Genomic DNA, 11,945 nt, shown 5'->3' with positions numbered 1-11,945 from the left:
CGCGCAGGTCATCGGCGCTTCGCGCCTCGTCCTCAAGCGCCGGACGGGCTGAACGTCTCCGGCTCGGGCCGTGACCATCCAGCCCGTCCGGCGTTTGAGGACGAGGCCGCAGGCCGATCAAGGCGAAGCCAGGGCTACAGCAGGTCCCGGAGCCGCTCCGCCAGGAGGTCCCAGCGCCAGCGGGACTCGACCCAGGCGCGGCCCCGCTCCCCCATGCGTCGGCGCAGCTCCGCGTCGCCGAGCAGGGGCAGGATCCGCTCGGCCGCGGCCTCGGGGGACCCGCCCCTGACGACCCAGCCGGTCTCCCCGTCGAGGACGGCGTCCGGCGCCCCGCCGGAGTCCCCGGCGACGACGGGCAGGCCCGTGGCGGAGGCCTCCAGATAGACGATGCCGAGGCCCTCGACGTCGAGCCCGCCGCGGCGGGTCCGGCAGGGCATGGCGAAGACGTCCCCGGCGCCGTAGTGCGCGGGCAGCTCGGCCCACGGCACGGCCCCGGTGAACACCACGGAGTCCGCGACCCGCGTCTCGGCGGCGAGCTTGCGCAGCTCCTTCTCGTACGGCCCGCCGCCCACGATCAGGAGCACCGCGTCGGGCTCGGCGGCGAGGATCCGGGGCATGGCGAGGATCAGGGTGTCCTGCCCCTTGCGGGGGACGAGCCGGGACACGCAGACCACGACGGGGCGGTCGGTGAGGCCGAGGCCCGCCCGCACCGCGGCGCCGCCCGAGCCGGGGTGGAAGGTCTTCTCGTCGACGCCGGGCGGCAGTTGGACCATGCGCGCGGCCGCGGCGGGCGTCAGCGCGGCGGCGATGCGCGAGCGCGTGTACTCGCCCAGGTAGGTGATGGTGTCGGTGGACTCGCCGATGCGGCGCAGGAGCTGACGGGACGCGGGCAGCTGGGCCCAGCCCGCCTCGTGCCCGTGCGTGGTCGCCACCAGGCGCCGCGCCCCCGCCTTGCGCAGGGCGGGCGCCATCAGGCCGAGCGGTGCCGCCGCGCCGAACCACACCGACGTACAGCCGTGTTCGCGCAGGAGGGAGACGGCGCGGTGCGTCACCCGGGGTGTGGGCAGCAGCATCGTCGTCCGGTCGCGGACGACCGTGAAGGGCTGCTCGGCGTCGAAGGCGGCGGTGGCCTCGGCGCCCTCGCGGCCGCGCTTCCAGGTGGAGGCGTAGACGACGAGCTCGGCCGGGTCGAGCCGCAGCGCCATGTTGTGCAGGAACGCCTGGATGCCACCGGGCCTGGGCGGGAAGTCGTTCGTGACGATCAGGGTCTTGTGCATCGCGGCTGACAGTACCGGCCGGGCGCCCCCGCGCGTCGCACGGCCCCGCCTCACACGGCCCCGTCCCCGGTCCGGGCATCATGACCGACGAATAGGAATGAAGTACTGGAAAACGGGCGAGGTGTGCATGACGGGCACGAGCACGGCCGCGGGGACGGACACGGCTACGCGTACGGGTACGGATGCGAGCACGGCCGCGGGCCCGGCACCGGCACCGCGGACCGGTGCCCACGAGCTGGGTCTCCTGGCCGTCTGGACCCTGACCAGGGCCCTGCTCCTGCTGTGCGTCTTCCGTGTGATCGTGACGCCGGGACCCGACGTCACCAGCGACGTCACGTTCATCTACCAGGGGTGGTACGACGTCCTGCGCACCGGCACGTTCCCGCTCGACGACGTCACCTGGCAGTACCCGCCCGCCGCGGCGCTCGCGGTGCTCGGCCCCGGGCTGCTGCCGTTCCTCAGCTATCCCGCCGCGTTCTTCCTCCTGTCGTTCGCGGCGGACGCGGTGGTGACGGGCCTGCTGGCCTACGCGGGCGGACGGCCGGGCCGCACGCTGCGCGGGGTGTGGGTGTGGACGGCGGGCGTGGCGCTGCTCGGCCCGACCGCCTACGCCCGGTACGACCTGATGGTGACGGCGCTCGCGGTCGCCGCCCTGCTCGCGGGCGCGCGCCGGGCCCGCGCGGCGGGCGCCCTCGCCGGGCTCGGCGCGCTGGTGAAGGTGTGGCCGGTGCTGCTGCTCGTGGGCGCCCCGCGCGGAGCCTCGACGCGGCGCTCCTGGGGCGCGGCGGCGGCCGCGGCGGCCACGGTCGCGGTGGTGTCCGTGGTGGCGATGCCGGGCGCCTTCGCGTTCCTGGCCTTCCAGCGCGACCGGGGCACGGAGGTGGAGTCGCTGGGCTCCCTCGTCTTCCACCTCGCGCGCCACCTGGGCTGGCAGGGCACCGTGCAGCTCAACTACGGCTCGGTGGAGTTCCTCGGCCCCTATGTGCCCGTGGTGAGCACGGGCGCGCAGGTCCTGTCGGTGGCGGCCCTCGGCTGGCTGCTGCTGTGGCGGGCGCGGGCCCGCGCCTGGTCGGTGACCACCCCGGCGGACGCGGCCTTCGCGGCGGTGCTGCTCTTCACCGCGACGAGCCGGGTGATCAGCCCGCAGTACCTGGTGTGGCTGGTGGGCCTCGCGGCGGTGTGCCTGGCGTACCGGGAGAGCCGCATGGCCGTGCCCGCCCGGCTCGTGCTCGTCGCCGCGCTCGTGACGTTCCTGGAGTTCCCGGTGTGGTTCGCGCACGTGGTGGCGAGCGACGCGCTCGGCGTGACGCTGCTCGTCGTCCGCAACGGCCTGCTCGTGGCGGCGGCGTTCCTCGCCTGCCGGACGCTGTGGCGGCAGACGGCCGTCGGGGCCGCCCCGGCGCTCAGCCCAGCTCCCGCCGCAGGTAGTCCCGCCAGCGCGCGGTGAAGTCCTCGGGGCTGACGCCCAGGACGTCCCGCAGCTCCTTCTCCACCGCGCCCGCGCGCTCGTCGTGGGCGCCGACGGCCGCGTAGAACTCCACGAGCTTTTGCTCGCCCCACTTCTCGACGATCATCCGGCAGGCCAGCCAGGACCCCTCGTACGCCCGGGAGAGGCGGTTCGCGTCGCCGCTGAAGCCGAAGTCGGCGTCCTCGGGCAGGGCCGCGGGCAGCGAGCCGTCCACGACCGCGCGGCGCAGCTCGGGGGCGGCCTGCTCGGGCGCGCGGCCCGTCCCCCGGTAGCCGACCCAGTCCGCGAAGCCCTCGGAGAGCCACAGCGGGGTGGCCCGTGAGGTGTCGGCGCGGGTGGCGACGTGCGTGGCCTCGTGCGTGAGGACGACCTGCTTGCCGAGGTCGCCGAGGACCCCGTACGCGTCGGGGTTGATGATGATCCGGTCGGCGGGCGCCGTGCCCGAGCCGCCCGCCTCGCCGGTGGTCACCGCGGCGATGCCCTGGTAGCCGGAGGCGGGCGCGCCAAGGAGATCGGCCATGCCGTCCAGGGACCTGGGGACGAGCACCACGACCCGGCCCGCCCACGGGCGCGGCCAGGCGGCGCTCACGTCGGGCACCGCGTCGTCGGCGAGCCGCGCGTACCGCCTGAGGTCCGCGCGCTCCCTGCCGACGCCGAGGACCAGGCTGTGGGTGCCGCGCACGGACTCGACGCGGCCCTGGTCCCAGAGCTGCTCGGCGGCCTTGCGCGCGGGCCGCTCGGAGCTGACGTACCAGCGGCCCTCCCGCTCGCGCAGGACCAGCGTGCGGTCGACGCCGAGCGGCGCCCGGTCGTAGCCCGCCACGCGGTAGCGCAGCTCGGCGGTGACGGTGGCGCGCGCCCCGTCGCGGTCGACGTCCTTGAGGCGGTACGACCACGACCTCAGCGGCAGCTCACGGACGTTGTCGTACGCGGTGACCGGGCCGCCCGTGGCCCGGTAGGCCCGCTCGTCGCGGTCGAGCACCGCCGCCGCGCGCCGCTCCAGGAGCTCTTGCACCCCGTCGGGCACGGCGTCCGCGGGCTCGGGGCCGCCGCAGCCCGCGAACGCGAGGGGGGCGAGCACCGCGAGACCGATGCCCGCCGCCCGCACTCCACGTCCACGCCGTCGACCAGCCACGTTGTCGATCGTACGGGGGCGGGGCGCGCCGCCTCCGGCCGACGGCGGGTCACCCGCGCAATCGCGTCACTCAGACCCGGGTCACGGACGACACCGGCATCATCCCCACCGGGTCGTAGCGCACCGCGGCGCCCGGGTAGGGCGCGTGCACGACCTGGCCGTTGCCCACGTACATCCCGACGTGGCTGGCGTCGTCGCGGTAGGTGACGAGGTCACCGGGCTGCGCCTGGGCGAGCGGCACCTGCCGCCCGGCGTAGCGCTGCGCCTGTGAGGTGCGCGGCAGACCGACGCCCGCCTGCGCGTACGACCACTGGGTGAGGCCCGAACAGTCGAAGCCGGAGGGGCCGTTGGCGCCCCACACATAGGGCTTGCCGACCGCCGAGCGGGCCGCGGCGATGGCGGCGGCCGCGCGCGAGGACGCCGGGGCCCCGGCGCTCGCGAGGTCGGGCCGGGACGAGCCGCCGTCCGCCGAGCGCGAGGACCTGTCGTACTCCTCGCGCTGCGCCGCCGAGAGGGAGTTGAGCAGCCGCCGCGCCTTGGCCAGCTTGTCCTCGACGGAGCGCTTGTGGCGGGCCACGGCCTTGCGGCTCCGCTCCAGTTCGGCCAGTTTGCGCCCCGCCTCGGTGCGCTCCTGGGCGAGGGCGCGCTGGGCCCGCTGGAGCTTGGTGAGGTGGCCGGTGTGCCGGGCGCTGATGCGGTCGAGGGCCGAGGCCTTGTCCAGATAGGCGTCCGGGTCGGAGGACAGCATGAGGGCGAGCGAGGGGTCGATGCCGCCCGAGCGGTACTGGGCCTCGGCGAGCGTGCCGATCGCGCCGCGCATCTCGTTGATGCGCTCCTGGCCGCGGGCGACCTTGTCCTTGGACCGCTCGACCTGGCGGCGCAGCGTGTCCGTGCGCTCGTCCGCCTTGTTGTACGCCTCCGTCGCCTGCTCGGCCTGCTCGTAGAGCCGGTCGACCTTGGCCTTGGTCGCGGCCGGCGGGTCGGCGGGGGCGGCGCTGGCGGGCACCGCGAGGGCCGCGGCCGCGGTGGCGGCGGACAGCACGGTGACGGTGGCGGCGCGTGCGCTCCGGTCGAGGCCGGTGACTGCGGGACGGCGATGGGACCCCACGGGTAGCCGCTCTCCCTTCCGCTGGAGGGACCCCCGCGGACGCGGGAGCCGTACCCCGGTTGTCGGGGACCGGCGCGACAGTAGCGGCGTGATCAGGGCGCGACCAACGACCTTCGGTGCCTACGCACAGTGACGCCCCGCCTCTGACGCAGGTCATCGGCGGGGCGCGCGGTCACTGGAAGGTGGCGGAATTCGCCCGATTGGGCGGCTCCGCTACGGCCGTCGGGGTCAGATGCGGACGCCGAACTGGAAGGGCATGTTGTTGATCGACTCGTAGCGCACCACGGCGCCGGTGCGCGGGGCGTGCAGCACCTGGCCGTTGCCCGCGTAGAAGCCGACGTGGTGCAGGTCGCCGTAGAAGATGACCAGGTCGCCGACCTTGAGGTCGCTCTGCGACGCGATGCGCGTACCGGCGTTGGCCTGGGCCTGCGAGGTGCGGGGTATGGAGACGTCGGCCTGGGCGTAGGCCCAGGAGGTGAGGCCCGAGCAGTCGAAGGAGCTGGGGCCGCTGGCGCCGTAGACGTACGGCGAGCCGATCTTGCTCTGCGCGGCGGCGTACGCGGCCATGGTGCGGCTGGAGCCCTTGACGCCGCCCTGGGGCGCCTTGGTCTTGGGGGCGTCGGCCGCGTCCGAGGCCTTGCGCTCGGCGGCGCGGCTGGCGCGGTCCTCCTTGGCCTTGAGGGCGGCGCGCTCCTTGGCGGACAGCGTGTTGAGCAGGCGCTGCGCCTCGCCGAGCTTGCCCTGGACCTCGCGCTTCTTCTTGCCGAGCTCCTCGCGCGTGGTGGCGAGGTCGGCGAGCTTGTCGGAGGCCTCCTTGCGCTGCTGCGCGAGGGTGCGCTGCTTCGCCTGGATCTTCTTGAGCGCCTCGGCCTGCTTGGTGCTCAGCTGGTCGAGCGCGGAGGCCTTGTCCAGGTAGCTGTCCGGGTCGGCGGAGAGGAACAGCTGCAAGGAGGGGTCGATGCCGCCGGAGCGGTACTGCGCGCTGGCGAGCGAACCGAGGCCGCCGCGCAGGTCGTTGAGGTCGTCCTGGCCGCGGGCGACCTTGTCCTGGAGGCGGTCGACCTGCTTCTCCAGCTTCTGCTGCTTCTCCTTGGCGCCGTTGAACTTCTCGGTCGCCTTCTCCGCCTCTTCGTAGAGCTTGTCGACCTTGGACTTCACCTCGTCCTTGCTCGGCTTCTCGCTCGGCGCGGCGTTGGCCGCCTGCGAGGTGAGCGCCACGGCCGCCGCGGCGGTCGCGGTGAGCACGGTCACGCGGGCGCGGCCCGGCTGCTTGAGACGACGGTGGGAAGCCACGAAGGCGGCTCCTTCGATGAGTGATCAACAGAGCGGAGGTCTGGCCGCGACCCTAGTGACCCCGTTGTGATCAGATCAAATCCTGACCGCGAAAAATTCGGTCAACGAGCGTTTTCTTTACAGTTGATCGACGGACCGTAGTGGTCAGTTGACACTCCGTCGCATGCGAGAGCGGTCCAATTCAGGCATAGGGAACGCGAGTTACGGATCCCGGCTAGCCGCGCGTAAGCCGCTTCAGGAGCACCGCGGACGCCACCGGCCGCGCCCCGGCCTTGGCGATGCCGTCGGCCACCTCGCGGTCGGTCGAGGCGACGATCACCGGCCGCCCCGGCGGCTCGGCGCGCACGAGCTGACGGATCAGCTCGTCCGCCGTGACGCCCGGCTTCGAGAAGAGCACCCGTACCCCGCGCGGCGGCGCGAGCAACACCGGCGCGGCCAGCTCGGCGCCGTCGAAGACGCAGGTGACCTCGGCCCCGGTCTGCAACGCGAGCTGCGAGAGCGAGCCGAGCAGGCGCAGCCGCTGCTTCTCCAGGGGCATCGTGGGATAGCCGGTCTTGGTGACGTTGTAGCCGTCGACGACCAGATGCGCCTGGGGCAGCGCGAGCAACTGGTCCAGGATCGCCGGGTCGTTCTCGGACAGGGCGCGGGCCGCGATGTCCTTGGGCGTCATCCGGCCGGGCTCGACGGCATCCACGGTCTCGGCGGGACGCACCGACACCGGCGGCAGCGCCAGTTCGCGGCGCAGCCCCTGGGCCGCGTCGAGCACGGTGTCGAGCAGCAGGCGCACCCGCATGTCCTCGACGCTGCGGCCCTCGCGCGCGGCCCTGCGGGTGGCCTCCAGGGCCGCCTCCGCCTCGCTGAGGCGGGCCTTCAGGCGCCGGGTCTCGCTGTCGGTGGCCGAAAGCTGCGCCTGCCCCTCGGCGCGCGCGGCCTCGGCGTCGGCGGTGGCCTTGCGCAGGGCCGCCTCGCCGCGCTTGACGTCGCTGAGTGCCCCGCGCAGCTTGCGGTGCATCGATTCGGCTTCCTTCTTCGCCGCGTCAAGCTCCGCGCGCAGCCGGTCGGTCTCGACCTTGGTGTGGGCGCGGGCGGCGGCGAGTTCCGCGCGCAGCCGCTCCAGCTCGGCCCGGGTCTCCTCGTCGGCGCGCTCGGCGTCCGCCCGCTGGGCCTCCTCGCCCGCGGCCGTGACGAGCTTGACCCAGCCGGTGGGGCGCAGCACATAGGCGGCGGCCGCCACGTCCAGCGGGTCGGCGGCGGGCGGCGGCGTGCCCGCGTCCAGGGCCGCGGTCAGCTCGGGCTGGGCCTCGCGCAGGCGTTCGCCGATGCGCTGGCGGAACACCGGGTCGCCCTCCAGGGCCGCGGCCATGGCGTTGCCCGCGAACTTCACGCGCCGGGTGGGCGTGAAGCGCGCGTACTGCCGCAGCTGCGGCGGCAGTTCTGCCACCGTGAGGCCGCCGAAGCCGTCCGACACGATCTGTACGACCGCCCGCCGCACGCCGTCGGGCAGCGGACGGTCGAGCACCTCGGCGGCGCCGTCCTCCGGCGTTCCGCCCGCGCTCTCCACCATCGGTCACCCCACTAGCTGTGCGGGGCCCGCTCCCCTCAGGAGCCGGCCCCGGGCCTGTCCACGAGTTCCACCTGGTCCACCGCGTTGCACCAGCGGCAGCGGACCGACTCGATGGTCTCACTGACCACCTCGCGTTCCTCGACGTTCGGCGCTCCGGCCAGGTCGAGGTGCACATATTCGACGACCTTCGAGGAGCGGGTCACGTCGAACCGCGTGAGGTTGCCGCAGAGCGTGCAGCGCCATCGGGTGGTGTCGGTCGGCAGGGGAACCGTCATCGTGACGTTCGCTTTCCTTCGGGAGGCCGTGATGCGTATTTCCCGTAACCCTAAGGCCTGCGTAAGGACCACCGCGCGCACCTGCGGAGGCTGCCCGTCCCGTACCCGCAACCACCCGGGTGCGGCGGTCTGTACCGTTTGGCTCGCTTACGCCATGCTCTGTGCATGATCAACACGTGGGGCGTGGCGGCGGTCCGCGCGCTCAAGCGCCCGACCGCCCCGGTGACGTGCGCGCTGATCGCCGTCTGCTGCGTCGTCTTCGTCCTGTCCCCGCTGTCCGGACTCAACCCCTCGTACGGCACGGGCGACCGGCTCATCGCCGCCCAGCAGGCCTACTTCGAACGCTGGGGGGTGGTACCCGTCGAACTCCTCAGCGGCAAGCCCCGTGCCGCTCTCACCCCCCTGACGGCCCTCTTCGTGCACGGCAGCTGGCTGCACCTCCTGGGCAACATGCTGTTCTTGTACGTGTTCGGCGTGATGGTCGAGGAACGCATGGGCCACCTCCAGTACGCGCTCTTCGCCGTGTGCTGTGGCTGTCTCGCCCTGTTCGGCTACGCCGTCGCGCACGCGGGGTCCGGGCAGACCCTCGTCGGTGCGTCCGGGGCGATCTCCGCCGTGCTCGGCGCCTTTCTCCATCTCTTCCCGAAGGCGCGGGTCACCAGCCTCTTCCCGTTCCTGTTCTTCCTTCCGCTGCGGTTCCCGGCCTGGGTGGTGCTGCCGTTCTGGGTGGCGCTGCAGTGGGTGGCGGCGGGGCAGCAGCGGCAGGGGCCCGGGGTGGCGTATCTGGCGCACCTCGTGGGCTTTTCGCTCGGGTTTGTCTACGCCTGGGTGTGCTGTCGGCGGGGGACTAGAGTGAAAGCCTCAGGACCGGCCACCGAGGGAGACAGCCAGCCGTGATCACCGCGATCGTGCTCATCAAGACCAGCGTCGACCGGATCCCGGAGATCGCCGAGTCGATCGCCGCCCTCGACTGCGTCAGCGAGGTCTTCTCGGTGACGGGCACGTACGACCTGATCGCCATGGTCCGGGTGGCCCGCCACGACGACCTGGCCGACGTCATCCCCGGCCGGATCAGCAAGATCCCGGGCGTCGAGGGCACGGACACGCACGTCGCCTTCCGCACGTACTCGCAGCACGACCTGGAGGCCGCGTTCGCGATCGGCCTCGACTCCTAGGGCCTGTCCCGCGCCGGATGAGGGTTTCTTCATCCCCGGCTCATCCAGATGACGCGGTACGCCCCGCACGCTCGCTGCCATGGTCTTCTCCCACCGCATGGCGGCCCTCGCGGCCGTCGTGGCGATCCCCCTCGGCATCGCCGCGACCAGCTACGCCCTGACGGACTCCCCCGCCGAGCCGAAGGTCCCGCCCAAGGTGGAGCTGGAGAGCGGCTCCCCGTCGGGCACGCCCACCGGGCCGGAGCCCACCCCCAGCGACCAGGTCGTCGACCGGCCTCCGGTCAGCGAGAGCTCCGAGCGGAGCGGGAACGGCAAGGACGGCGCGGGGGCCACAGGGGACACGGATGACGATGACGACGACCGGGGCTCCGGATCCGGCGGACCCGGGCGGCCGGGCGACGACGCCGACGACACCGACGACGACGGGCCGGGCGACGACGGCTGACCCGCACGCCTCCCCCGACCCGCGCGACCCCCGCGCCGCGCAGGAGCCCCCCGGCTCCCCCGGCTCCCGGGACGGCGACTCCCGCGGGGCCGTGCGGCGCCGCATCTCGGCGCGCGTCCGCATCCTGCTGTGGCTGCTCGTGGTGATGGCGGTCGCGTTCGCCGCGGTCGCCGCGACCACCCGCTCGATCCTGCTGCGCGAGGTCGACCACCGGGTGAACCGGCTGCTCACCCAGGAGACCGGCGAGTTCACGCACTTCGTGGACGGGGGCGTCGACCCGGAGACCGGCGCGGGCTTCACCGACCCGCGCCGCCTCCTCGAGGTCTTCCTGGAGCGGCAGTACGCCGACCCGGGCGAGGAGCTGATCGGGCTCGTCCACCGCTCCGGCCAGGGCCCCGCCCAGCTCACCCAGGCCCGTGAGCTGTCCGTCGCGCACCCGCTGCACCGCGACCCCGGCGCCCGCCGCCAGATCTTCGCGGCGAAGGGCTCCACCGGCACCCTCGACCGGGCCTCCGGTGAGCTGCGCTGGGCCAAGGTCGAGGTGGCCCCGCACGGCGGCGAGCCCGAGGCCGCCTTCGTCGTCGCCTTCCACCCGGGCGCCGAACAGGCCAAGGCGGACGACGTGTTCCGCATCCTCCTCGCCATCTCCGGCGTCGCGCTGCTGCTCACGACCGGCATCGGCTGGGTCGTGGCCGGGCGCATCCTCAAGCCGGTGCGCCTGGTGCGCACCGCCGCCGCCCAGCTGACCGAGCAGGACCTGACCCGGCGCATCCCGGTGCGCGGGCGCGACGACGTCGCCGCGCTCGCCGAGACGTTCAACGGCATGCTGGACCGCCTGGAGCGGGCCTTCGCCGCGCAGCGCGAGTTCGTCGACGACGCCGGGCACGAGCTGCGCACCCCGATCACCATCGTCCGCGGCCACCTGGAGCTGATGGGCGACGATCCGGCCGAGCGCGAGGAGACCGTGCGCCTGGTCACCGACGAACTGGACCGGATGAGCCGCATCGTCGAGGACCTGCTGCTGCTCGCCAAGGCCGAGCGCCCGGACTTCATCACCCCGGAGCCGGTGCGGCTCGCCGAACTCACCGCCGACGTCTTCGTGAAGGCCCGCACGCTCGGCGAGCGCCGCTGGGAGCTGGCCGAGGTCGCCGACCGCGAGGCCGTCCTCGACCCGCAGCGCATCACCCAGGCCATGGTCCAGCTCGCGCAGAACGCCGTGCAGCACACCACGCGCGGCGAACGCGTCCGCGTGGGCTCCCGCGTCACGGGCCCGCACATCGAGCTGTACGTGGCCGACAGCGGCCCCGGCGTCCAGGCCCAGGACGCCGACGTCATCTTCGAGCGCTTCCGGCGCGGCACGTCCCGGCGCGGCGCCCGCACCAGCGGCGCGGGCCTCGGCCTTGCCATCGTCCGCGCGATCGCCGAGGCCCACGGCGGCCGGGTGGGCCTCAGCGCCACCGAGGGCGGCGGCGCCACCTTCGCCCTCACCCTGGACCTCGTACGCCCCCTGGAAGAGGTACGCACGTGAACCGCATCCTCATCGTCGAGGACGAGGAACGCATCGCCTCCTTCGTCGAGAAGGGCCTGCGCGCCAACGGCTTCACCACCACCGTGGTCGGCGACGGCGACGCGGCCTACGAGTACGCCCTCACCGGCGGCTTCGACCTGGTCGTCCTGGACATCGGCCTCCCCGGCCGCGACGGCTTCACCGTGCTGCGCGAACTGCGTGAGGCCCGGGTGACGGTGCCGGTGATCGTGCTCACCGCCCGGGACTCCGTGCGGGACACGGTGGCCGGTCTGGAGGGCGGCGCCGACGACTGGATGACCAAGCCGTTCCGCTTCGAGGAACTCCTCGCCCGGGTGCGCCTCAGGCTGCGCACGGCGGCGCGCGCGCCGGAGGTGACGGTCCTCAGGTCGGGCACGCTCTCCCTGGACCTGCGCACCCGCAGGGCCCGCTCCGGCGAGCGCACGGTGGACCTGACGGCCCGTGAGTTCGTGCTCCTGGAGCTGTTCCTGAGGCACCCGGGGCAGGTGCTCGCCCGCGAACAGATCCTGTCCCACGTGTGGGGCTACGACTTCGACCCCGGGTCCAACATCGTGGACGTCTACGTACGGGCGCTGCGCAAGAAGCTGGGCGCGGAGCGCCTGGAGACGGTGCGCGGGATGGGGTACCGGCTGCCTGCCTGAGCCGGGCCGGGGCCCGGG

The 11,945-nt window shown here is 73.8% G+C and carries 12 protein-coding genes; 6 read left to right on the top strand and 6 right to left on the bottom strand.

Annotated elements, in window-relative coordinates; genetic code table 11:
• Positions 1-134 precede the first annotated feature (134 nt).
• A complete protein-coding gene (locus tag ACIG3E_RS11730) occupies positions 135-1,277 on the bottom strand; it encodes a glycosyltransferase family 4 protein (RefSeq protein ID WP_399614330.1) in 1,143 nt (380 codons plus the stop codon).
• A gap of 127 nt (positions 1,278-1,404) precedes the next feature.
• Between ACIG3E_RS11730 and ACIG3E_RS11725 the strand changes: the two genes are divergently transcribed.
• Complete coding sequence (locus ACIG3E_RS11725; RefSeq protein WP_399614327.1) at positions 1,405-2,724, top strand: glycosyltransferase 87 family protein; 1,320 nt, start codon at positions 1,405-1,407, stop codon at positions 2,722-2,724.
• Here the strand turns inward: ACIG3E_RS11725 and ACIG3E_RS11720 are convergent.
• The 5 genes from ACIG3E_RS11720 to ACIG3E_RS11700 form a co-directional block, all read right to left on the bottom strand.
• Positions 2,681-3,880 carry a hypothetical protein gene (locus tag ACIG3E_RS11720; RefSeq protein ID WP_399614324.1) on the bottom strand — a complete coding sequence of 400 codons (1,200 nt, stop codon included), beginning with the start codon at positions 3,878-3,880 and terminating at the stop codon, positions 2,681-2,683. The genes ACIG3E_RS11725 and ACIG3E_RS11720 overlap by 44 nt on opposite strands.
• 70 nt (positions 3,881-3,950) lie before the next feature.
• A complete protein-coding gene (locus ACIG3E_RS11715; RefSeq protein WP_399614321.1) occupies positions 3,951-4,988 on the bottom strand; it encodes an NlpC/P60 family protein in 1,038 nt (345 codons plus the stop codon).
• Positions 4,989-5,216: 228 nt separating this feature from the next.
• Positions 5,217-6,281: an NlpC/P60 family protein gene (locus ACIG3E_RS11710; protein ID WP_399614318.1), complete on the bottom strand. Its 1,065-nt coding sequence runs from the start codon at positions 6,279-6,281 to the stop codon at positions 5,217-5,219.
• Between the two features lie 214 nt (positions 6,282-6,495).
• Positions 6,496-7,845 (bottom strand): NYN domain-containing protein, encoded by a 1,350-nt coding sequence (locus ACIG3E_RS11705; RefSeq protein WP_399614316.1) that lies wholly within the window; start codon positions 7,843-7,845, stop codon positions 6,496-6,498.
• A gap of 35 nt (positions 7,846-7,880) precedes the next feature.
• The gene (locus ACIG3E_RS11700; RefSeq protein ID WP_399614313.1) at positions 7,881-8,120 is read right to left on the bottom strand and encodes a hypothetical protein; all 240 of its coding nucleotides are present in this window, start codon (positions 8,118-8,120) and stop codon (positions 7,881-7,883) included.
• Positions 8,121-8,285: 165 nt separating this feature from the next.
• Here ACIG3E_RS11700 and ACIG3E_RS11695 point away from each other — a divergent pair, with 165 nt between their 5' ends.
• From ACIG3E_RS11695 to ACIG3E_RS11675, 5 genes are all read left to right on the top strand, one after another.
• Entirely contained in the window at positions 8,286-9,017 is a 732-nt protein-coding gene (locus ACIG3E_RS11695; RefSeq protein WP_399614310.1) for a rhomboid family intramembrane serine protease, read from the top strand.
• Complete coding sequence (locus ACIG3E_RS11690; RefSeq protein ID WP_055550052.1) at positions 9,014-9,295, top strand: Lrp/AsnC family transcriptional regulator; 282 nt, start codon at positions 9,014-9,016, stop codon at positions 9,293-9,295. The genes ACIG3E_RS11695 and ACIG3E_RS11690 overlap by 4 nt, the downstream gene beginning before the upstream one ends.
• Positions 9,296-9,374: 79 nt before the next feature.
• Positions 9,375-9,740 carry a small secreted hydrophilic protein gene (locus tag ACIG3E_RS11685; RefSeq protein ID WP_399614307.1) on the top strand — a complete coding sequence of 122 codons (366 nt, stop codon included), beginning with the start codon at positions 9,375-9,377 and terminating at the stop codon, positions 9,738-9,740.
• Between the two features lie 145 nt (positions 9,741-9,885).
• The gene (locus ACIG3E_RS11680; protein ID WP_399614833.1) at positions 9,886-11,268 is read left to right on the top strand and encodes a sensor histidine kinase; all 1,383 of its coding nucleotides are present in this window, start codon (positions 9,886-9,888) and stop codon (positions 11,266-11,268) included.
• Positions 11,265-11,927 (top strand): response regulator transcription factor, encoded by a 663-nt coding sequence (locus ACIG3E_RS11675; RefSeq protein ID WP_138959287.1) that lies wholly within the window; start codon positions 11,265-11,267, stop codon positions 11,925-11,927. The genes ACIG3E_RS11680 and ACIG3E_RS11675 overlap by 4 nt, the downstream gene beginning before the upstream one ends.
• The last annotated feature ends 18 nt before the right edge of the window (positions 11,928-11,945 follow it).

This window comes from Streptomyces sp. NPDC053474, from assembly GCF_044544845.1.
Lineage (GTDB): Bacteria > Actinomycetota > Actinomycetes > Streptomycetales > Streptomycetaceae > Streptomyces.
The sequence above is the reverse complement of the archived record's forward strand: the minus strand, read 5'-3'. Positions and strand labels throughout refer to the sequence as shown.